Genomic DNA, 22,991 nt, shown 5'->3' with positions numbered 1-22,991 from the left:
CGGTCGACATTTCAGCGCAAGCATTTCTTTTCAGTACTGTTGACCTACTGTCGTTTGCTTGCCTGTCCTGCCTGCTTTATAACTACTAGGTTGTCAGGCACGGAAAAGCTCCGGCCGCTAGGTGCCTGCCCCAAGTGAGGGAGGTACCTAGCGGCCGGAGCTCCTAGACTAAGAAAGATGGGCCGATATGCAGTTACGCTTGCACCAGTTGGGGAGCAATAGCGGACTGTGGCCGTTCGCCGATTTGCTGGCGCCACATGGCGTAATAAAGACCTTTTTGCAGCAGCAGCTCGTCGTGGCGGCCTTGCTCGGCAATGTGGCCACGCTCCAGCACGAAAATCTTGTCGGCGTGCAGGATGGTGCTGAGCCGGTGGGCAATAAGGATGGTAATGTGCTGGCGCGAGCCCGAAAGCTCGCGCACCGTCTGGCTGATTTCTTCTTCCGTAAGCGAGTCCAGGGCCGAGGTGGCTTCGTCGAATACCAGCAGCGTTGGGCGCCGCAATAAGGCCCGCGCAATGCTCAGGCGCTGCTTTTCACCGCCCGAAACCTTCACGCCGCCTTCCCCAATCACCGTGTCGAGGCCTTGGGGGGCGCGGGCCAGTAACGAGTCGGCAGCGGCTTGGTGCAAGGCACGCAGGCATTCCTCGTCGGTGGCATGAGGGGCCACAAAGCGCAGGTTTTCGCGGATGGTACCCGCGAATAGCTGCGTATCCTGGGTTACAAAGCCTATTTGCTCGCGTAGCGTGTCTAAGTCGATTTCAGTACCGGGAATGCCATTGTAGAGAATCTGACCGGCGGCGGGCGGGTAGAGCCCTACCAACAGCTTCACGAGCGTGGTTTTGCCGGAGCCTGAGGGCCCCACAAACGCAATGGTTTCACCCAGCTTTGTTTCGAAGGAAATGCCATCCAGCGCCGCATTGCTAGCTGACAGGTGCTTGAAGCGCACCTCATCAAAGGCCAGCGTTTGAATCTGTTTGATGTTTTTGGGGTGCGTGGGCTTCACGTCGCGCGGCGTGGCCAGTATCTGCTCGAAATTGGCCAGAGAAGCCTCGGTTTCGCGGTAGATATTGATGATGTTGCCCATTTCCTGCAGCGGCCCGAAAATGGCAAACGAGTAAATAAACAGCGAGAAGAACTCGCCCACCGTAATGCGGCCCTGCACCACCAAGTACAGCATGAGCAGCAGAATGGCGTTGCGCAGCAAGTTTACAAACGTGCCTTGCACAAACGACAACGAGCGGATGTAACGCACCTTCTTTAGCTCCAGCTTCAGAATCTTGTTGGTGGTGGAGTTGAGCCGCTCGGTTTCCTGCTGGGCCAAACCCAAGCTTTTCACCAACTCGATATTGCGCAAGCTTTCCGTGGTGGCACCCGCCAGAGCAGTGGTTTCGGCCACGATGGTTTTCTGCACCTCCTTGATTTTCTTGCTCAGCACCGAGCTCAGCAGCCCTAGCAGCGGAATGGTTAGAAAATAAACCGGTGCAATAACCCAGTACACCGTGAGGGCATACCCTACCACGAAGATGATGCCCACCAAGCCCACAAACAGCACGTTCACAAACGAGGCAATCAGCTTTTCAACGTCGGTGCGGACCTTCTGGAGCTTGCCTAGCGTCTCGCCCGAGCGCTGGTCTTCGAACACCTGATACGGCAGCTCCAGCGAATGCCGCAACCCATCGGAGTACAGTTGCGCCCCCAACCGCTGGGTGATAACGTTGACGTAGTAGTCCTGGAAGTTTTTGGCTATGCGCGACACCATGGCCACGCCCATAGCCGCCAGGATCAGCAAGCCCGCGCCGCTCAAAAAGGTCCGGAAGTTGATGTCGTGCAGCGCCCCGCTGGGCTTGACCACATATTGGTCGATGATTTTGCGAAAAATCCAGGGGTCAAGCAGCGAGAAAATTTGGTTGATGGCCGCCAGTACCAGGGCCAGCACCAATAAGCCCCAGTAATTGCGCAGATAGCCGTAGAGCAGTTTCATATGCGAGAAGAGTATTCAGCTAGAAAGCATCCAACAAGGTAGAAGGTTTCAGTTCAGCTACAGACCACTCCGTATTTATTCACACATACCCTGCGTAGTAGATCATAAAATATCAAAGGCTTAGCTACTTAGATGCTAAACCTAGTCACAAGTTCCCCTCTCAGCTGCTGCGCATTCTAGCAAAAAGGAGCTGGGAGTGAGAAGTGGTTTAATAACTGTTGTTCACCTCGACCGTCATGCTGAGCGCAGCCGAAGCATCTCGCTAGTGTGGTATATACCACTCCTGCATCAGCACGCGAGATGCTTCGACTTCGTTGCACTACGCTCAGCATGACGGTTAGCACTGTAACGTCAGCACGCGAGATGCTTCGACTGCGCCTCCGGCTCCGCTCAGATGACGTTTTAACGAAACGTTCTGATGCGGGTCAACCGCTCTTAGCTTCTCCTTGCTAGATGCGCAATAGCAGCTGGGAAAGGAGCCACCTGTTAGCTGTAGTCTAGTGCCAATGCTTAGCTGGCGGTTTCGCCGGCGGTACTGGCTACTAGGCGGGTGCTGCCGGGCACCATGGCGGATTGGCTGGTTGGTTCGCCGGCGTGCTCGGCTAGTAAGCGGGTGATTACGGGCTTGTCGGGGCCTTGGTGGAGCTGGCGGGCTAGGTTCTTCACGTCAGCTTCTTCGCGGCTCACGCCCCGGTCGTGCAATTGCTCATACTCTTCCCACGATTCCACCATGAAATACTCGACCAGCCGGGTAGGGTCGGCCAGGTCGGTGTAGAGGCCGACCCGTATGGCTCCTTCGCGACGACGGATGCGGCTGAGCTGCTCCATAAGGGCCGCAAAAGCCGGGTGGTCGGCAGGGGCCACTTGATAGGCAGTCGTGATGATAACCGGGCCGGCATTGGGGGCGGGCTCCTGCTTCAGCACCAACTCGGGGCGTGACCGGGCGGGGGTGAAGTCCAGGGTTTCGGTGTTGTTGATAAGCGAGTAGCGCAGTACCAGCAGCGTGCTTAGGCCCAGCCAAACAGCCGCCCCGGCCAACGCCACGGGCAGGCCCCAATGGCTGGCTACCGAACCCCACACCACGCTGCCCAGCGCCATGCCGCCCTGAATGGTAAGCAGATACAAACTAATTGTGCGGGCCTGCACCCAGCGGGGCACCACCGTTTGCACGCCCACGCTAAACGAGTTGAGCACCAGCATCCAAGCCAACCCCACCAGCACCAGCAGCGCCGATAGCACCACGCGGTTGTCGACGAAGGCTAGCCCGAGCAAGCCAATGGCAAAAGCCACCGTGGCCAGCGTCACGCGCCAGTTGATAGTAATGCGGCGGTTGAGACCCGGTAGCACCACCGCGCCAAGTACGGCCCCCGCGCCCATGCACGAGAGCAGCACCGAATAAAACGAAGTAGGCAGCAAAAGCCGCCGCGCTACCACGGCCGGCATCAAAGCAAACAGTGCCGAAGCTCCAAACGTGAAGCTCACGCCCCGTACCAGAATATTCTGAACGGGCGGCGCGAAACGCGCGTAGCGCACGCCCCCCCGAATGGCCGCCAGCACCCGCTCGCCCGCCAGCGTGGAAGTGGCCTGCGGCTCGCGTTTCCAGCGCCACACCATATAAATAGTAGCCAAAAACGACAACCCGTTGAGCAGAAATGCCGCTCCCGCCGAGAAGCTGCCAATCAGCAAGCCGCCGAGCGCCGGCCCAAACGAGCGGGCCAAGTTGAAGCTTACGCTGTTGAGGGCCAAGGCCTGGGGCAGCTGCTCGCGGGGTACCAGCTCAGGCGTCACGGTTTGCCACACGGGGTTGTTGAGCGCGCCGCCCAGTCCCAGCAGAAACGTAAGCAGAAGCAACAGCCACGGCGTGGTGAGCCCCAGCAGCGTAATAGCCGCCAGCACCAAGGCCACCCCGGCCATCCAGGACTGGGTGAGCATCAGCATGCGCCGCCGATCCACTAAGTCGGCGAGGGCGCCAGCGGGCAAACTCAGTAAAAAGACAGGCAGCGCCGAAGCAGTTTGTAGCAACGCCACCAGCACCGGCGAAGTCGTCAGGTCGGTCATTAGCCCCACGGCGCCCACGTTTTGCATCCAGGTGCCGATGTTGGAAACAAAAGAGGCAATCCAGAGCATCCGGAAAAACGGAATCCGGAGGGGCGCCATAGGCGAAACGGGTGCCGGCGCCGCCAGCGTAGCAGTAACAGACATAAGTAACAAAAGCAGAAACCGCATTGCTTACGTAGCACCTCCACCTTTTGGCTAACCCACCAACAGCCAAAAGGCCCGACAACGCCTGAAGTGCCACATAACAAACCACCTATACAGGCCGCCCACTGCCATCTAACGACTCGCCGGCGGTACCATTTTACCGCAGCCTTCCTATGCATGTGAAACAACTGGCCACGGCAGCACACCAAACGAGCAGAACAGCAGGCAACGGGCCGCACAACAAAAAAGCCCCGGAGAATCTCCAGGGCTTTTCACATGTACGTTAAGCTCGAAACATCCGGCTAGTTCGCCGGCTGATAAGGGTTAGCTGTTGGCAGAAGCCCGATTCGTACGGCTAGCCTGGCCACCTTTGCGACCCGCAGCGCGAGCCTCTTCGGGCGTCCACTGGTGGCCCCGGCCACTCTCGTGCGAAGCTTTGCCGCCTTCGCTGGCAATGCGACGCTGGGTAGCAGGATCCATGGCAGCAAAGCCGCGTGGGTTGCCAGTTTTAGGCGCAGCAGATTTAGAGCGGCCAGATGATGCAGATTGAGAGGAAGTAGCCATGAGGAAAGAAATTTGTGGAAAGGAATTGGTTGTGGAAAGGAAAAGTAAGCTGGAAAGCAGGTTAAGCAGTAGGAGAGGGTATCACCCGAAACAAGTGGTGCAGCTGCAGCAAGTGCAGGGCCCGGCATAGCACGGTATCCACGTTGTAGAGCAGAATATCGGCGCCTGCCTGCCGGGTAAGTAGCAACTGCGACGCCAAGTAGCTGACCCCCCGGGTGCGCAGGCACTCCAGGTGTTGGCAGTCGATGAGCAATTGGGGGCGTTGCTTAGGATTGGCTTGGTACAATCGACTCGCCAAACGCACTGGGTCCGTCTGATTGAGGTCGATGGTGTACACGCGGGCAGTCGGGTCGCTGAGGGAGGAGAAGTCGAGCATAAGGAAGGGACAGAAGTGGTTAATAATAAGCTGTCTGTGAAGTTGCTCTGGAAGGATGAAAGCAAATTTAGGAGTGCTTTCTCTGGATCAGCTGCGTAGTAATGACCAATTTTTTCTTTGCGTATTACTACCTGCGCCGTGGTGACTTATACCGACGTGGTTTGCGTGCTGGGCCATAAGGGCGCCACTTGCGAGCCGCGCTGAAACTTGTCGGGCATGAACTGGAGCCGGCCGAACAACCACCGGCTGCCGCCGGGGCGCAGCCGTAGCATGGCAAAGTGGCCCCGCAGCGTATGCCCTTCAAAGTCGAAGCACAGGCGCTCCTGCTCAGCTTGTAGCGGCAAGTCACCCGTCAGGAGTGTGCATTCTCCCATATCAAGCAAGTGAGTGGGCGGGGGAAGCAGGGTAGTTTCCACCAACAGCGAGTGGCTCTGCTGGGCCAGCCGATGATGCGTGAGCTCGGGTAGCACCCAATGCGCCAAAATGGAATCCGTATCACCAGCAACGGGGGCCTGGGCGAACAAAGCCAAGTGCTGACTTGTGCGGGATCCAACAGACTGCCAAACAACAAAGTGAAAAGAAGACATAGCGAAGAAACAAAGTCGACAGAAGGCCCGGAAAAGGCCGCGGAGAAAAGCAAGGCTATCAATCCGCGGCCCTGATTTCCGTTGCGTCCGCAACAGATACAGCAATGAAATGCGGCGGAGAAGTAGGGAATCATCTTGTTAAGGAGCTTCCTCTACCAGCAGCTGGCTACCCTTCGTGACGGGAACTGCTACTCCGGCCGCATTTCGGGTGGGCAGCCAGCTCGCTCCTTAAACGCAGCCCTACCCTCGAAAAGTGGCTGAATTAGTACGGAAATAATCCTGTTAAAAGCACGTATTTTTCAACTCTGTGTTATGTCGCTTTTGCAGTTACGTTAAGTTATTTCGAGTATCAAATTTCCGACGACATCAAATCTGACGCCTCTTGGCTGTCGCTGGTCAGTATATCACGCAGCGCGCAGGTGGGCAGCGCCACAACAAAAAGGTTTCTGCTGTCGAGCTACCTCAGGGCACATAGTGTGGGAAGTCGTATCTGCGTTTCAAATTCTGTCAGCACTCAACCCGGCAAAGCAGTATAGTACGATTTGGCGGACAAGACCGCAGCGCACGCACATGGAGCGCTGTTTTAGACACGAATCCGCAGGCTATTAATTACTAGCCTGTGGGACCAATGGGCTAGGCAGCTATAGGTGTGGGTAGTAGGCGGGGGTAGCAGCTAGCTGCTTAGTTATGAACCGAGTGCAATAGGTCGCTCAGCTTGCGTGTGTCGCCAGCTGGCCAGTAGAAATAGGCTACAGGGTTTGTCCAGTCACCGATGAACGCCTCCACTTCTTCCGAATACTCAAGACAAAGCACGTAGGCCGGGCCCTTGGGCAATTCTTGCATGTATACGTCGCCGGCGAACAGCCACCCGTGCGGTGGGTGCGAACAGGGGCGGAAGCCGGCTTCCTGAAGCTGCGAAGGTGTAAGGCGTGACATAACAATAACAACTAGTTGAAGCGCAAAGCCTCAGGTAAGCTGAACGGGAGAAAAGTCCGGGCTTTGATAAGCCGTGCGGAGACCTACTCGCTTTACTTTACAATTATTCAAATAAAAACACAATTTAATCTACGTATAAACCCTATATATACTAGTGTAAATACGTATTTTCTGTACGTGGTAAATACAACGCCCCACCCAAATCGTACGTCTACGGTTTGGATGGGGCGCTGCTTATAGGCTGATAGTCAAGAGCTAGGCTTGCTCTTGTTCCGACGCTCTCGTGGCGCCGGTGGTGCCGTTGAGTAGAAACTCGCGGAGGCGGTTGATGTGGTTTTTGATTTCGTCGAGGCGCTCTTCTTGCTGCACGCTCCACTGGCCTTCGCCCCGCACGGCCATGCTGGTAAGCAGGTTTTTGCGTTCCTCCATCATGCGCAGCGCTACCCACAAGGTTTCTTCTAGGGCGTGCTTGGAGCTTTCAAACAGCGCATCGGCCGTGAAAGAGTGGCCGGTGTGGCAGCGGAACCGCAACACGTTGCCGTGCTCTAGCTTCCAAAGCGCCCCGCCACAATCAGGGCACGTAAGCGGCACTTGCTCGCCTATTTTATCGATGTCTTCCGTGCTCCCCACAACTCGTTCCGCAATAACGGCCTCCGCTTTTAAATCGTCTGGAATAGGTTTCGGAGGCGGGGCTTGGCTCGTCAACTCCTGCAAAAGGGCTCCTATATGGGAGAGTGGCACTACGTAGTCGACCTCGACGGAGCGAAGGGCGGTGTAGGGCATGCTAGGAAACTCAGCATCGTGGGGATCTTGCACTACGGCTTGGCCGCCACAACGCTTAATGAAATCGAGGCCGGCGGTGCCGTCGTGCAGCATGCCCGTCAGAATCACGCCAATAACAGCGGTGCCGTAGTTTACGGCCGCCGCCCGAAACAGGGCATCCACGGCGGGCCGGAAATTATTTTCCCGTGGGCCTTTCGTGACCAGCATCCGGCCGTCGTGCACCAGCAGATGCCGGTCAGCGGGCGCGAGGTACAAGTGCCCGGCCTCAATAAGGTCGTGATGGGCCGCCAAGTGGCAGCGCAGTCGGGTATGCTGGCTTAGGCGCGTCACCAAATGCTCCCCCGACGAGTCGGGGGATAGGTGCTGCACCACCAGTACGGCGGCGGGTAGGGCGGCGGGTAGCTGCGCTACCAATTGGGTGAGGGCCGGCATACCACCCGCGGAAGTGCCGACAACTATTATGTAAGACGGTTTCACTCAGAGAAGTTAAAGCAGGTACCAAGTCTTGATTAAGCGGTAAACCATCTGGCACGAAAGAAAGCCTTACGTACAAAAATGCGGTTTGGCTGCTCGTGCAAGCAGTTTTTTTGCAAGCTCGACTGTATCCGAGAGGTGCCAGAGCCCATTCTTTCTGCTTACTTTTGAAAAAGCAGATTTCCTGATTACTCTTTGCAGCCCCGGAAAAAAGGCTGTTTTTGTTGCTATGAAAATAAAAGCCGCGGAGTCAGATTCTCCATCGGATGCTGCCTTATCCGCTCCCAGTACATCAATCCCACTTTCTTCCGCGGCAGGTATTGAAGTCCAGCCCGGGCCCGACCGGCCCGGCTTTAGTGAGGCGCGCAACCCCATCAACTTTCCGGTGGTGTGTTTGGGGGGCTCGGCCGGTTCGCTGAGCGCCCTCGAACTTGTTTTGCACTCCATACCCGAAGGCAGCGGTATGGCCTACGTGGTGGTAACGCACCAGATGCCCAGCAGCCCCGCTGGCGAACTGCGGCAGGTGCTGCAGCACTTCACCAGCGTGCCGGTACTGGAAGTGACCGACGGGATGAGAGTGCGCCCCAACCACATCTATGTAATTCCGCCCGGCAAGGATATGTCGCTGCTGCATGGGGTGCTGCACCTCTTCGAGCCGCCGCCGGGCCGCGGCCTGCCCATCGACAATTTTCTGCAAAGTTTGGCCAAGGATGTGCGGGAGCGGGCCATCTGTGTTATTCTTTCGGGCATGGGCTCCGATGGCAGCATCGGGCTGAAGATGATTATGGAAAACTTCGGCATGGTGGTGGTGCAAGACCCCGAAACCGCCGAGTACGACAGCATGCCGCGGGCCGCCATTGCCACCGAGTTTGTTGATTATATCTTGCCTGCCGGCACCATTGTGCCCCAGATTATTGGGTACGTGCAGCAGCCGGTGTCGCGCCGCCCGCTACGCAACCTGATGTCCGCGCAGGACGCGCCGGCGTCGCTGCCGGCCCACGCCCTCCAGAAAATCTTTATTCTGATTCGCAATCAAACCGGGCACGACTTCTCGTTCTACAAGCGCAATACCGTGTTCCGGCGCATCGAGCGGCGCATGAACAGCCACCAGATCAAGGAGTTTACGCACTACGTGCGCTACCTCCAGGAAAACCCGCTGGAGGTAGAAAACTTGTTTAAGGAGCTGCTCATTGGGGTTACTAAGTTCTTCCGCGACCCCGAAGCCTACGCCGCCCTCAAGCGCCACTTGCAGCCCCTGCTGCGCCAGCAAGAGCCCGGCACGACCATCCGGGTGTGGGCGCCCGGCTGCTCGACCGGCGAAGAAGCGTACTCGCTGGCCATGACCCTGCTCGAAGCCTTTGATGCCGAACCCGACCGCAACCTTACCTTCCAGCTGTTTGCCACCGACATCAACGCCGATAGCATCGACGATGCCCGGACCGGGTTTTACCCCGCCAACATCACGGCCGATGTCAGCCCGGAACGGCTGCGGCGCTTCTTCACCAAAATCGACAACTCCTACCAGATCCGGAAGGACGTGCGCGACTCCATGGTGTTTGCCTTGCACAACATCAGCCGCGACGCGCCCTTCACCCGCCTGGATTTGCTGTGCTGCCGCAACCTGCTGATTTACTTGTCGTCGGAGCTGCAAAAGAGCTTGATTCCCGTGTTTCACTACGCCCTCAACCCCGGCGGGATTTTGTTCCTGGGACCCTCCGAGAACCTGACGGGCTTTCAGGATTTGTTTACGCCGCTGGACGTGAAATGGAAAATTTCGCGGGCCAACGAAACCGCCTCGCAGCTTGTGCGGCTGGCTAATTTCCCTTTCTCCACGTCGCGGCAGCAGCCCACGGCTCCCAATACTTCCAGCAGCATGATTCCCTCTGCCGTACCTCGCCGCGACAATTCGTTTGCTGCTCTTATTCAGCGCTTATTGCTGGCTTCCTACGCGCCGCCGTCGGTGGTTATCAACCCCAAAGGCGAGATTCTGTTCGTGAACGGGCGCACCGGCAAGTACCTGGAGCCGGCCCCGGGGCTGAGTGGCCTCAACATTTTCGATATGGCCCGCGAGGAGCTGCACTTCGAAATCAGCGACGCCGTGCACCGGGCCACGCAGCAGAAGCAGCAAGTGGTAAACGAAAATGTGAAAGTGAAAACCGAAGCCGGTTTTCAGTTGCTGCGCCTCACGGTGAAGTACCTAACCGAGCCCGATCAGCTCGCGGGCCTGCTGCTGGTGGTGTTTGAAGACACCCCTACCTCGCGCCGAGTGCGCCGCGGCAAGCCCGGCAACGACACGAACCAAGACACCCAGATTTCGTCTCTCGAAAAAGAGCTGCAATACACTCGCCACCGCCTCCAAACCACCATCGAGGAGATGGAAAGCAGCCTTGAAGAGCTGAAAAGCACCAACGAGGAGCTGCAAAGCGCCAACGAGGAGCTGCAAAGCACCAACGAGGAGGCCATGACCAACAAAGAGGAAATGCAGAGCCTCAACGAGGAGCTGATGACCCTCAACATGCAGTATCTGCACAAAACCGAGGAGCTGAGCCAGGCCGCCAACGACATGAAGAACCTGCTCGACGCCACCGAAATAGCCACCATCTTCATCGACAACGAAATGATTATCAAACGCTTCACCCCGCCGGTGGGGCGTATCATTCCGCTGATGCCCACCGACGTGGGCCGCCCTTTCACGCACTTTGCCAACAACCTGCGCTACGAGCGGCTGATACCCGACGTGGAGCAGGTGCTCGATCGGCTGGTGAGCGTGGAAACCACCATCCAAACCACTACCGGCGACTGGTACGCCATGCGCATCCTGCCCTACCGCACCCTCGACAACTACATCAGCGGCGCGGTTATCACCTTCACCGACATTACGGGGCTCAAGAAGCTCGAAGACCAGATGGAAAGCAGCCGCCGCTTTGCCGAAAGCATAGTGGAGACGGTGCGCGAGCCCCTGATGGTGCTCGACGGCGAGCTGCGGGTGCTTACCGTGAGTCCGTCGTTTGCCAGTGCGTTCGGCGTGAGCCCAACCAACGCCAAAGGCCAACTCCTTGCCACGCTCAGCAACGGGGCCTGGAACCAGCCCAATCTGCGTGGCCGCCTGCGCGCCCTCCTCGACAATGAAACCGCCTTCGATGACTTCAAGCTCGATGCCAACTTCCCCGGCGTAGGCCAGCGCGACGTGACGCTCTACGGGCGCCGCATCATGAGCGAAGGCCGCCACACCAGCCACATCCTGCTAGGCGTTCAAACCATCATAGAGCCGCACACTGCCTAGGCGGGGTGGGTTGCCCCCGAAAACACGTTTCTAGCCTCCAACCCGGCTTGCTTCGGCGTCGGCTGGTTGGGGCGCCCGGCCACCCGACACAACCAAACAAACCGACCTGCACGTAGCCGAACGGCAACGGGTTTCGTACTAGGTTTCCGCTGCGTGGCAGGTAATAGAAATGCAGGAGGCGAGGAGAGAAAGACCAGATTTTATATTGTTAGCTCTGCTCTTTAACCCCGTTCTTTCCGTTTTGCAGCGTGTTTCCTGTCTTCGGCTTTGTAGCTCAACCATGCCCCAAACAATCTGAACAAGGTAGGGAACGACTTTTCCAATACTCCGTTAGCACGTAGGTATAGCTTGTGCAGCTTCCGTCTATGAGTGACTTCAACCACAAGGGCCACATTAGTCCCAAGGAAGCCTTGTTGGCCTTGCGCGAGCGTGCCGAACGGTGGCGCAATCTCATTACGCGAGCCGTGGACGATGGCACGCCCGATGATGCCGTGCAGCGCCTCGTGCAGGAGTTGCAAACCCACCAGATCGAGCTGGAAATGCAGTATGAGGAGCTACTGATAGCCCAGAGCGAAGCGGAAACCGCCCGCGCCGAATACGTTGACCTCTACGATTTTGCCCCCATTGGCTACCTGACGCTGGATGCCCGCGGCACCATTCAGCAACTCAACCTAAGCGCGGCCCAGCTCTTAGGCGACGTCCGCCAGAAGCTGATACGCCGTCGCCTCGCCTTGTTTATTCCCGAACAGGAGCGCGCCGTATTTTACACGTTCCTCGACGCCATGCTGGCGTCGGAAGACCGGCAAACCTGCGAGCTGCGTTTCATTCGCGACAATGGCCAGGAGCTGTATGTTCAGCTGGAAGGCAACCGCGTGACAGCAGCGGAAAACGCGGTGCAGTTTCGCTTGGCCCTGCTCGACGTCAGCGCCCGGCGCGCGGCTACCGAGGCGCTGGCCATGAGCGAGGCCCGTTTTCGCCAGCTCTTCGAGCAAAGCGCCGATGCCGTGGTGCTTATCCGCAACCTGCGCATCGTGGATTGCAACGCCGCAGCCCTGCGCCTGATTGGCGCCACCGAAAAAAGCGAGCTGGTAAACAAGCCCCTCAATTTTCTGGTGCCCGAATTTCAGCCCGGCGGGGGGCGTTCCGACGACCTGATCCAGCAGCACTACAACCAGCTGCTGCGCGGCGGTGCCCACCGGTTCGAGTGGTACCGCAGCACCATGCGGGGCGAGTACAAATGGCTGGAAGTGGTAGCCACCTACATCAACGTAAACGGCGAGCAACTCGTCCATGCTGTGTGGCGCGACATCACGCAGCAGCGCGCGGCCCAGGAGCAGCTCCGCGCCGAAAAAGAATTCTCGGAGAACTTGCTCGACAACAGCGTTGATGGCATCATTGCCCTCGACCGTTGGGGCCGCGTTACGGCCTGGAACCGCGAAGCCGAGAAGTACTCGGGTTTGCTGGAAGCCGAAGTGGTCGGCCAGGAGATATTCGCCTTATTTCCGAGCCTCGACACGCCGGAGTGGCAGCAGCGCTTCGGGCAGGTACTGCATAGCGGCGAGCAGACCGTGTTGAATGGCCTTCCGTTTATTGTGCGCCCCGGCCACTACGACGCCTACCTTGTGCCCCTGCGCGGCGAGCAGCAAGACGACATCAGCGGCGTGCTGGTCGTGGTCCGCGACATGACCGAGCGCAACCGGCTCATCGAGGAAACCACCCAGCTCAAGCTTAGCCAGCAGCAAGAAGTGCTATCGGCCATTCTGACCACCGAGGAAGCCGAGCGCAAGCGCATTGCCGAAGCCCTGCACAATGGGGTGGGGCAGCTGCTCTACGCCGCCAAGCTGCACCTCGAAACCCATGCCGGCCCCGGCCGCCCGCGCCGCGACGAGGCCCACGTCCTCCTGAACGAGGCCATCCGCATGACGCGCACCATCTCGTTCGAGCTGACGCCCGGCATTCTGGAGGATTTCGGGTTGAAGTTTGCGCTAGAGGAGTTGGCCCGCCGGATTCCGCGCGGCAGCCTGTCGGTGCACCTGCACCTTTCCGGCCTCGAACAACCGTTGCCACGGCTCATGGAAGTGGCCGTCTACCGCATCGTGCAAGAGCTGTTCAACAACATCATCAAGCACGCGCGGGCCCAGGAAGCCTTCATTCACGTGGTGCGCGAAAACGATAAGCTGGCCATTTCGGTGGAAGACAACGGCCAAGGATTCGAGCCCACTCCCAACTTCGTTCCCCGCCACGGTATCGGCCTGCCCGGCCTCCAGAACCGGGTGGGGCTGCTCGGCGGCTCCTTCACCATCAACTCCCGCCCCGGCCAAGGCACCATCGTCAGCATCGAGCTACCCGTGAAGTAGACGCTAGCGCTGCCAACCCATCGCCTAATAAGCGATATCTACAAAGCAGTCAATTGTATCGTATGCTGCCGTTGTAAGGGTGCGTCATACCGAGCATATGGCGCTGGTACATCAAGCCTGAGGTGCACCAGGGGCAAAGTCAAAGCCTCTAGCGTGCCGCCGTTGCCAAAGTATACCGGTCATGCTGAGCGGAGCCGAAGCATCTCGCTAGTGTGGTAAACCCCTTATGAACTCAACGATTCGAGCGAGATGCTTCGGCTTCGTTACACTTCGCTCAGCATGACAATACTACTCTAACACAAACCGCTAGTACTAGCACTAGTACTTGAGAAGCTTGGGCTGCATCACTGGCTTGATGCGCCAATTGCTCTGGCTGTTTACTGAAACAGCCAATAAATAATCAGCTAACCTTCCCACGTCATCGGGTCAATAGTCGCCCATTCAGGATTGAAGTCAGAAATCAACTTTTCTTTCTTTGCTCGGGTCCAGCCTTTCAACTGCTTTTCCCGAGCTATAGCCTGTGCCGCGTCGGCACAATGCTCGAAATACACTAGTAAGTCAGTCTGGTAGCGGCCAGTGAATTTGCTGGTATCGCCTAGAGTGGAGCTATGCTCATAAACACGACGCTCAATGGCATTTGTCACGCCGATATATAAGACTGTGCGGATAGGATTGGTTAAGATATAGACGTACATATAACTGCCTTAAAACTACGCAGGTGCCACCGCACCAAGGTGTTCATCATAGGATCCTCTGCCACACTACCTGTCATGCTGAGCGCAGTGCAACGAAGCCGAAGCATCTCGCGTGCTGACGTTGTACAGACGATGACGCTAGAGTAACTGTCATGCTGAGCGCAGTCGAAGCATCTCGCTCGAATCGTTGCGGTAGTAAGGAGGTTACCACACTAGCGAGATGCTTCGACTCCGCTCAGCATGACAGTTACTTAGGCAATGGTAGAAGCTTCATCATGCTGAGTTTAGCATAGTAGCACGAGGCTTTTGCGCAAGTGTACCTACAGTCGTACTCCGATGCCGGGGCCTAGCAGGAAGAAGGGCTTGCCTTTCGAGAGCAGATAGCCACCGCCCAGATACAGCGGGAAGGTTAGCTTGGCTTCGCGGCGGGTGGGGTAGAGGGACCCCAGAATCACCACGCCCAGGTCCCGGTTGCCGCCTTCTTTGCTGAGGTCGAAGGCGTTGAGGGCCACGAAACCAGCGCCCACTTTGTAGGGACGCAGGCGGTTGATTTTTTCGGGGTGATAAAAGCTCAACTGCCCCAGCATGGCCAGCGAAATACCCCCGAACGACGTGTAGCTCGATTCGCCGCGATACTTAGTCAGCAAGCCGCCCGGGAAACTTACGTCGATATCAAACTTCACGCGGCGCTGCAACACCAGCTCCAGCTTCTGCGAGAAGCCCGGCTCCTGGTACTGTCCGGCCGTGTGCCTTACCGTGACAATCATGGTGCTCCAGTCGTCGAGGTCGTAGGTTTTGCGGGCGTTCAGCAAGCTGTTGAGGCTGATGTTGCCTACTTGGCACTGCTTGTCTTGGTAGAAGGCGGCGCGCACCGAGTTGTCGCCGGGGCAGACCACAATGTTGTCGATGGTACGCATCTCAATCAACTCGCCTTTGCTGTTCTGGGTGCGAATGTCGAAGGTGAGGTACTGCTTGCCGTAGAGCTGCTTGTCGGAGTCGATGCCGTTGGAATTGAAGCTGAACACCACGTCGCGGACGGTGCGGTTGTAGAGTACCGGCCCATTCAGGCGCGTGACGGGCCGGGGCGCTTCCCCAAAGGTTACGCTCACAAAGTCGAGCGGGTGCGGCCGCTGAAACTCCTTCACCGATAGGTTGTAGCCCGTCGGCTGGCCCACGTTGTAGATGGTGATACGCTTCTTGTCGATGGTGAGCGGAATTTGCACCCGGTACACCACTACGGCATCGGTACGCACGCTGGAGTCGGAAGGAACAATCTGCACGTCCTCGAAGTGAAACCGGGCCCGCTGCAACGATATTCCTTCCAGCCGCACGTCCACCGTTTCGCCGGGGCTCACGTTGGTGCTGTTCACCCAGTCGCCGCCGCGGTGCCGTACGCTCACCGTTGTGACCGTGGTTTTGGGCGAGATGTTGAGGTTGGTGATGTACTTGGCTTGGTCGTTTTCCTTGATGTAGAGGTAGCTGTCGGTGAGGCGGTGCGTGTTGTAAACGCGCAGCCAGCACAGCACCCGGTCGTTGGTCAGGTACTGGCGTGTGAACAGTTCGGCAATCAGGGCCCCGCCCGCTTCTTCCTGCTCCTCGATGCGGTAAGTCCGTCTTAGCTCAAAGGTGCGGCCGTTGTCGAGAATCAGCTCCACGCCTTTGCGCTGCGAAACATCATCGATGGTAATTTCCTTTTTATCGACGTTCAGGAAGCGCAGCCGCGACGCCTTCACCGTGAATTCCTGCCGGATGGTTGGCAGCGCGTAGCTGGCGCGGCGGTTGTTGTCGGTGAGGAAAGGCCGCTCGGTTTGGGGCCGCACCGTGAGTACCCGGGTGCCGAGGGCGTTGGGCAGCACGTGCAAGCGCAGGACGCCTTTTTCCTGCGTGATGCGGTAGTCGATGTCCTGACCTTTGGTCCAGTCGGCCCCGGCCCGAATGTTCTTGACGTTGTTGGTGCTCAGCTCGAACACCTTTTCCTCGCCCACATACAGATCGGTATCGGCGGGCCGCAAATCCAGTGTGGTGCGCGTTACGGGCAGCAGGTTCACGGTTTGCGTAACGGCGGGCCGGCCTACGGAGTCGGCGGTCTGCGTGAACGTGAACCGCAGAAACTGCACCGCTGACAACTCCTTGAACCTCACCTTGGCCCGGTAGAATTGTCCGTTTGGGGCAAGTGTTAGGGAGTCGAGTAAAGTGAAATCGGCCGAGCGGACGAGGCGCAGCGGCATACGCGGCTGTATAGGGTACACCTCTAGCTCGGCGGTTTCGTCTTCCTGGCGGTAGTAGAAGTACAAATTTTGCTCGCCTTGCACAGCTACCGTGTTGCGGCTGAGCTGGTAGCGGGTGGTATCGGTGCGCACCACCAATTCGCGCAAAAGCGGCCCGCTTTGAGCCTGAGAAGTGAGGGTGGTCAGTAGAAAACCCAATACCAGGGCTACGAAACCAAGATCAAAACGAAAGCTGAAAGGGAAGCGCACAGAGCAAACAGCGTCAGAAACCAAGCAGAAATAGCACCGCCCACAGGAAGAACGGCTCTTTAAGTGCGTAAAGTTAGCGGCTGAGCTGTTGTGACACGTAAGAATCTGTACTTTTCTTATTCTGCTATCCGTCTATGTCAAGTGCAAATTGAAATAGTACAGCCAGTGGTAATTCGGTGAGCAGCTTGGCGGTACGAAAAATAGATTTTGCACTCTACACCTGCCAGTACGAGTTTCTTGGTGGGTTGAGCGCCAAGCACAACAGTGCAGGGCAACCCGGTCCTACGCCCCAAACAGGCAACACCAACCGGCACAACCTGCGTCCGTAAGACGTCAGTCTACGGATGCTAGCTGCCGACGTGTAGTCGATTAATCACCGTCCAGGTATCGGCTCGGCAGGTCTTTTTTTCCGTGCCTCTTTCGTGTTAAGCGTGGCCGTGCCCGGCAGGCGCTAAGTCTACTTCCAAAATTCCCCGAATGGATACCAGCTTTTTCATAGAACTCTTCGGTTTGCATGCCGAAGCCAACAGCATCACAACATCACAGGTTGCCGCACGAGCGGTACTCGTTTTTTGCGCCGCCCTGGCCATGCTACGAGTGGCTGGTCCCCGCACTTTCGGCCGCGACACAGCCTTCGACCTAGTATTGAAAATCACGCTTGGCTCACTACTCAGTCGGGCCGTAATGGCAGCGTCGCCCTTGTGGTCGACGCTGCTAGCCTGTGCTATTTTTGTGGGGTTGCACCGCCTGCTGGCCATGGTGGCATACCGTTACGAATGGTTTGGCTGGCTTATTAAGGGCAAAGCCACGATGCTCGCAGAGGACGGGCAGATACTGCGCAACAAGATGCGCCAGAGCGACATAACCGAAAAGGAGCTGCTGGAAGGGCTGCGCGAAACGGCCAGTATCTCATCGTTAGACAAAGTCGAGTCGATGCACTTGGAGCGGAGCGGCAAAATCAGCGTGATAAAAAAGCAGTCGGAGTAAAATCGTATGCCAGCTGCCAGCAATTCTGCACTGGCTAGAAATGCGGCCATGAAAAACAAAAACGCCTCTCCGGTAGCGGAGAGGCGTTTAAGTAAAGTAGTCCGTAGGGGAATCGAACCCCTGTTGGCAGAATGAAAATCTGCAGTCCTAACCCCTAGACGAACGGACCGTGGTTCGTTTTGGTGGTGCAAAGATAAAGCACGAAAAAGATACGCTGCAAGTCCGTGGCAAGGATTTAGGTGCTTTTTTGCCGCCGCCGGTCCCACCACACGTAGGCCCCAAACAGCAGTAGACTTACCCCTGACACCCATAGTAGGCCGGTTTTCAGGCGGTTGCTGTCTTCGCCGAGGTAGGCTAGCAGCGCAATTAGGGGCACTACACCGACCACCGTAGCAGCAATAAATTTTAGATAGCCCATGCGCGCTACCCCGCCCACAAAGCTGATGGCGTCGTCGGAGAGGGCGGGGGAGAGGCGGGCAATGATGACGGCCCACACGCCGTAGCGGTGCACCACGTCGATGACTTTCTTCTCAGTTTTTTCGCCGAGTAGCCGGCTCACAAACGACTCACCGAGGGCCCGACCGAGCCCATAGCCCACCGTGGAAGCCACTACGCAGCCACCTAGCGCCAGCAATGATCCCCACCACGGCCCGTAGGCCAGTATGGCCACCAATATCAGCGCCACCACATTCACCACAAACAAAAACATTTGTACCACCATCAGCAGCACTAGCACCACCGGGCCCCAATACCCGAACTGTTGCATCCAGGCAGCAATGCGTTTTTGCTCGCCACTCTTAAGCACCGTGAAAGCCTCCTTGGCAGCTTCCTGAAAGGCGGGCCAAAGAAAATAGGCGCCCACGAGGGCAGCTAGCAAAGCCAGCGTGATATAAAGTGGGGTATGGTTGGTGTTTCGGGTTGAGGAGCTAGGCATGAGCAAGTTAGGTGCAGAGAAAACCGGGCGGAAAGACCACTCAGCCCCTGTACGTAGCTTCCGGCCGGAAAGCTACGGCAACCCCAACGGCCCCAATGGGGTACTTAATACCGAAATTGTGAGACAATGGCCTTGTGGAACGGTAAGTTTCGCGTTCTGGCTGCGCGCATCCGTGCTAGCCGAACGTGGAATTTGCAGGTGTACAAGCCCACTGTTTCACCTCTCCACAACTTCACCACTTCCTGATGATCAAGCACACTTACGACATGGGTCTGATTGGCAACTGCGCTTATCTGGCTCTTATTCGCAAGGATACCTCGGTGGCCTGGCTTTGCTGGCCCCGCTTCGATAGCAGTTTTGTGTTCGGCGACTTGCTCGACACCGCGAAAGGCGGCGAGTTCAGCGTGCGGCCCGGTGCGAGCGGCCCCTACGAAACGAAGCAGTATTACCTGACCAATACCAATGTGCTCTGCACCGAAATCGAGAACGAGGAAGGGCGCTACCGTGTCACCGACTTTGCGCCCCGCTTCGAGCAGCACGAGCGGTACTACAAGCCGCTCATGATTATTCGGAAGTTGGAGCCGCTGGTTGGTACGCCCCGCGTGCGCGTGACCTGCAACCCCGTGGGAGAATACGGCGAAAAACAACTCAGCCGGCGGCGTAGCTCCAACCACATTGCTTTCCTTGGCCTAGACGAGGAAATCCGCCTTACCACCGATATACCTCTTACCTACGTTCTGGAAGACGAGGATTTCGTGCTGAACATGCCGCGCTACTTGGTGCTGACCTATGGCGCGCCGCTGGAGGCTTCCTTGGAAAGCACCGCCGAGCGGTTTTTGCGGAGCACGATTGATTATTGGCGCAAGTGGGTGAAGAGCACCAGCATCAGCAACTTCCACCAGAGTGCCGTTATTCGCTCGGCGCTGGCCCTCAAAATGCACCAGTACGAAGACACCGGCGGCATTATTGCGGCCAGCACCACCAGCTTGCCCGAAGCGCCCGGCAGCACCCGCAACTGGGACTACCGCTTCTGCTGGATGCGCGACACGTACTACACCCTCACGGCCTTCAACAACATCGGCCACTTCGAGGAGATGGAGCGGTATTTCCATTACATCGCCAACATTTCCACCAAAGTGGTGGGCAAGTACCAGCCGCTCTACGGCATCAGTGGAGCATCGGAGCTAACGGAAATCGAGCTGCCGCTAGCCGGCTACCTCGGCAACCAGCCCGTACGCATCGGCAACGACGCCTTCACCCACATTCAGAACGACGTGTATGGGCAGGTACTAGTGGCCCTGCTGCCGCTCTACGTGGACTGCCGCTTCCTCGACCCCGAGCGCACCAACCCGAGCAAGCTGATCTACGAGGCGCTGCACATGATTCAGGCTACCATGGACCAGCCGGACGCTGGGCTATGGGAGTTCCGTCACATTGCGCAGTACCACTGCTATACCTACCTCTTTCACTGGGCCGGCAGTAGTGCGGCTCGGAAAGTGGCGCACTCGCTCGGCAACCCCGAAATGGAAGCGCTGGCGTTGGAACTCCAAAACGAAGCGGCCCGCCGCATCGAGCAGTGCTTTAATGAGGATCGCCAAGCGTATGCCAACGCCATCGGCTCGCCCCACCTCGATGCCAGTACCTTGCAGCTCATCATGATGGGCTACCTCGACCCCACCACCGAGCGGGCGCATACGCACCTGGCTGCGCTGGAAAAGGAGCTGATGACCCCCGAGGGCCTATTTTACCGCTACCGCCACGCCGACGACTTCGGTACGCCCGAAACCACCTTCCTGATTTGCTCTTTCTGGTACGTGGAAACCCTGGCCTGCGTAGGCCGCCTCGACGACGCCATCCGGGAGTTTGAGAAGCTGCTCACGTATACTAACCACCTGGGTTTGCTTAGCGAAGACGTAGACGCCAAAACTGGCTCGCAGTGGGGCAACTTCCCGCAAGCCTACAGCCACGTTGGTCTCGTGAATGCCGCCTACCGCATTGCCAAAAAGCTGGATCGACCAAACTTTGTGTAAAAACTAGTAGAAACTTCCAGCTTAAGACTAGTCCAAAAAAAGCGGCCGTGCATCAACAAGGATGCACGGCCGCTTTTACTTTGATAACCTACTACTGGCTACAACAGCTTCCGCAGCAACTGGCGCACCTCATTGGTGCCACGTACGTGGAAGCGGGCCAAGGACCGAGTGGCGCTACCCACTTTGATGGTGTACGCCTCAGGAGGCATGGCTCCGAAGGTATCTTCGTCGGTGCGGTCGTCGCCGATGGCAATGATGAAGTTGGGTTCGTAGTCGGTTAGCCAGCGTGAGGCCGCGGTGCCTTTGTTGATGCCCGCGTTTTTAATTTCAATTACTTTATTGCCCTCCATCACCTGCAAATCGGTGTTGGATGCCAGGAACGTAAGGTGGCTTACTAGCTCCCGGGCCCGCATGGCGCTTAGTTCGGCATCAGCACGCCGGAAGTGCCAAACCAGCGAGTACTCTTTGTCTTCGATAAAGGAGCCCGCCGTGCGGCTAACGTACAGTTCCAGAATTGGGCGCAGCTCTTCTTTCCAGTCGTTGCGTAAGGGCTGAAACAGCGTCCAGTCTTCGTCTTTGCGACGCAACCACACCCCATGCTCGGCAATAAACTCCAGTGGCAGATGCCCAAGCCATTTCTGCAAGGTGTTCCGGTCGCGGCCACTGATGATAACTACCCGGTTTCGCGGATTTTCCACCAGCCGTTGCAGCAGGTGCAGCATTTCGGCATCGGGTTGGGCGCGTTGCGGGTTGGTGTTGAAGGCGGCCAACGTACCGTCGTAGTCGAGCAGAAACAGGCGTCTGTCTGCAGTTTCAAACTCAGTGGTTAATTGCGTGAGCGTGGCCGCATCCATTGTTTCGGTGGCCAGCGTGAGCTGCTTGATCTTCGCGTACGAAAGCCGATCCATAAACAGCTTGGTCCACGAAAACACGTTGTATTGCTGCACCAAGGCCTGCATGGCGGCCATGCGTTGCATCTGCTCGTCTTCGGGCATCACCAGCGCATCGTGCATGGCCTCGGCCAGTTGGCCGGTATCGGTGGGGTTAATAATGAGGGCATCCGACAACTCACGAGCGGCACCAGCCCGTTCGCTCAAAATCAACACACCCTTCTGGTCAACTTTGCTGGCCACAAACTCTTTGGCTACCAGGTTCATACCATCGCGCATGGGTGTTACCAAGGCCACTTCGGCTAGGCGGTACAGTGCAGCCAATTCTTCCAGCGGAAACGAGCGGTAGAAGTAATGGATAGGCGTCCAGGAGATAGAGCTGAACTGAGCATTGATACGGCCTACCAGCTCGTCGATTTCCTCTTTCAGCGCCGCATACTGCGCCACTTGGTCGCGCGAGGGCACTACTACCATAATCAAGCTTACTTGGTCGCGCCACTCGGGATAGCGCTGCAAGAGGACTTCAAAGGCCCGCAGGCGCTGCGCAATCCCCTTGGTGTAGTCGAGCCGGTCGATTGAGAGAATAACGCGCGAGTCGCGCAGCGCCTCCCGGTACTCGGCCTCGTGGGCCAACGCCGCGTCGGAAGTGGCGGCACTCGCGTACCGGTTATAGTCAATACCCATCGGGAAGGCATCGACCAAGACCGTGCGGGTGGGCGTCTGGATTTGGCCGTTCTGGGAGTTGAGCCCGAGCAATTGCGAAACGGCGCTCAGGAAGTGCCGCATGTAGCCGTAGGTATGGAAGCCAATCAAATCGGCGCCGAGCAATCCTTGCAGCAACTCGTTGCGCCAGGGCAGCACCCGAATCAGCTCGTGGGAAGGGAAGGGGATGTGCAAAAAGAAGCCAATGGTGCAGTCAGGGCGGGCCCGGCGCAGCATTTCGGGCAACAGCAGCAACTGATAGTCGTGCACCCAGATGGTGTCGTCGGGGCCGGCTTGCTCTAGTACGGCTTGGCAGAATTTCTCGTTCACGGCCACGTAGGCTTCCCAGTGCTCTTGCTCGTAGGTGGCGTACTGCGTGAAGTAGTGAAAAGTCGGCCAGAGCGTGGAGTTGCTGAAGCCTTCGTAGAAATCCCGAATCTCGGCTTCCGTCAGAAAGACTGGCACCATGCTGTCTTTCACCAGTTCTTCCTGCACGTGCTGTTCTTCGGCTTCGTCTTCAACAAATAGTCCGGGCCAGCCTACCCACACGTTGTCGCCTTGCCGGTAAATGGAGCCTAACCCCGTGGCTAGGCCACCCTCGCTAGGCTGGAATGTAAGGCTGTTTTCAGTACGTAATATTTTGGTAGGAAGGCGGTTGGAAACAATAATGGTGCGGGACATGAGCCGTTTTTCAATTGATACACTCTTCGGTTTACGAGAGAAAACCTGGCAC

Annotated in this window: 15 protein-coding genes and 1 tRNA gene; 4 read left to right on the top strand and 12 right to left on the bottom strand. The window is 57.4% G+C overall.

Annotated elements, in window-relative coordinates; genetic code table 11:
- Positions 1-193 precede the first annotated feature (193 nt).
- From P1X16_RS11215 to P1X16_RS11185, 7 genes are all read right to left on the bottom strand, one after another.
- The gene (locus P1X16_RS11215) at positions 194-1,981 is read right to left on the bottom strand and encodes an ABC transporter ATP-binding protein (protein ID WP_277228815.1); all 1,788 of its coding nucleotides are present in this window, start codon (positions 1,979-1,981) and stop codon (positions 194-196) included.
- A gap of 510 nt (positions 1,982-2,491) precedes the next feature.
- Positions 2,492-4,183: an MFS transporter gene (locus tag P1X16_RS11210; protein WP_277228813.1), complete on the bottom strand. Its 1,692-nt coding sequence runs from the start codon at positions 4,181-4,183 to the stop codon at positions 2,492-2,494.
- A gap of 324 nt (positions 4,184-4,507) precedes the next feature.
- Positions 4,508-4,747 carry a KGG domain-containing protein gene (locus P1X16_RS11205; protein WP_277228811.1) on the bottom strand — a complete coding sequence of 80 codons (240 nt, stop codon included), beginning with the start codon at positions 4,745-4,747 and terminating at the stop codon, positions 4,508-4,510.
- Between the two features lie 61 nt (positions 4,748-4,808).
- Positions 4,809-5,123, bottom strand: coding sequence for a hypothetical protein (locus tag P1X16_RS11200; protein ID WP_277228809.1), 315 nt, complete (start codon positions 5,121-5,123; stop codon positions 4,809-4,811).
- Between the two features lie 146 nt (positions 5,124-5,269).
- Complete coding sequence (locus P1X16_RS11195) at positions 5,270-5,710, bottom strand: hypothetical protein (protein ID WP_277228807.1); 441 nt, start codon at positions 5,708-5,710, stop codon at positions 5,270-5,272.
- A 681-nt stretch (positions 5,711-6,391) separates the two neighbouring features.
- Positions 6,392-6,646 (bottom strand): hypothetical protein, encoded by a 255-nt coding sequence (locus P1X16_RS11190; protein ID WP_277228805.1) that lies wholly within the window; start codon positions 6,644-6,646, stop codon positions 6,392-6,394.
- A gap of 255 nt (positions 6,647-6,901) precedes the next feature.
- Positions 6,902-7,906, bottom strand: coding sequence for a chemotaxis protein CheB (locus P1X16_RS11185; RefSeq protein WP_277228803.1), 1,005 nt, complete (start codon positions 7,904-7,906; stop codon positions 6,902-6,904).
- Between the two features lie 226 nt (positions 7,907-8,132).
- Between P1X16_RS11185 and P1X16_RS11180 the strand changes: the two genes are divergently transcribed.
- A complete protein-coding gene (locus P1X16_RS11180; protein WP_277228801.1) occupies positions 8,133-11,186 on the top strand; it encodes a CheR family methyltransferase in 3,054 nt (1,017 codons plus the stop codon).
- Between the two features lie 365 nt (positions 11,187-11,551).
- Positions 11,552-13,543 (top strand): PAS domain-containing sensor histidine kinase, encoded by a 1,992-nt coding sequence (locus tag P1X16_RS11175; protein WP_277228799.1) that lies wholly within the window; start codon positions 11,552-11,554, stop codon positions 13,541-13,543.
- A gap of 404 nt (positions 13,544-13,947) precedes the next feature.
- Here the strand turns inward: P1X16_RS11175 and P1X16_RS11170 are convergent, their stop codons facing one another.
- Positions 13,948-14,238, bottom strand: coding sequence for a GIY-YIG nuclease family protein (locus P1X16_RS11170; RefSeq protein ID WP_277228797.1), 291 nt, complete (start codon positions 14,236-14,238; stop codon positions 13,948-13,950).
- 320 nt (positions 14,239-14,558) lie between these two features.
- Entirely contained in the window at positions 14,559-16,715 is a 2,157-nt protein-coding gene (locus P1X16_RS11165; RefSeq protein ID WP_277228795.1) for a hypothetical protein, read from the bottom strand.
- A 477-nt stretch (positions 16,716-17,192) separates the two neighbouring features.
- Between P1X16_RS11165 and P1X16_RS11160 the strand changes: the two genes are divergently transcribed.
- Entirely contained in the window at positions 17,193-17,702 is a 510-nt protein-coding gene (locus P1X16_RS11160; protein ID WP_277228793.1) for a YetF domain-containing protein, read from the top strand.
- A 97-nt stretch (positions 17,703-17,799) separates the two neighbouring features.
- On the opposite strand, the gene P1X16_RS11155 is transcribed toward P1X16_RS11160, so the two are convergent.
- Positions 17,800-17,871 (bottom strand) — tRNA-Glu (locus tag P1X16_RS11155).
- Between the two features lie 66 nt (positions 17,872-17,937).
- Positions 17,938-18,636, bottom strand: coding sequence for a TVP38/TMEM64 family protein (locus tag P1X16_RS11150; protein ID WP_277228791.1), 699 nt, complete (start codon positions 18,634-18,636; stop codon positions 17,938-17,940).
- Positions 18,637-18,881: 245 nt separating this feature from the next.
- On the opposite strand from P1X16_RS11150, the gene P1X16_RS11145 reads away from it, so the two are divergent.
- On the top strand, positions 18,882-20,666 hold the full coding sequence (locus P1X16_RS11145; protein WP_277228789.1) for a glycoside hydrolase family 15 protein: 1,785 nt from the start codon (positions 18,882-18,884) through the stop codon (positions 20,664-20,666).
- 98 nt (positions 20,667-20,764) lie between these two features.
- On the opposite strand, the gene P1X16_RS11140 is transcribed toward P1X16_RS11145, so the two are convergent.
- Positions 20,765-22,939, bottom strand: a complete 2,175-nt coding sequence (locus tag P1X16_RS11140; RefSeq protein ID WP_277228787.1) for a bifunctional alpha,alpha-trehalose-phosphate synthase (UDP-forming)/trehalose-phosphatase — start codon at positions 22,937-22,939, stop codon at positions 20,765-20,767.
- Between the last annotated feature and the right edge of the window lie 52 nt (positions 22,940-22,991).

Origin of the sequence: Hymenobacter sp. YC55, from assembly GCF_029433095.1 — a bacterium.
GTDB lineage: Bacteria > Bacteroidota > Bacteroidia > Cytophagales > Hymenobacteraceae > Hymenobacter.
The sequence above is the reverse complement of the archived record's forward strand: the minus strand, read 5'-3'. Positions and strand labels throughout refer to the sequence as shown.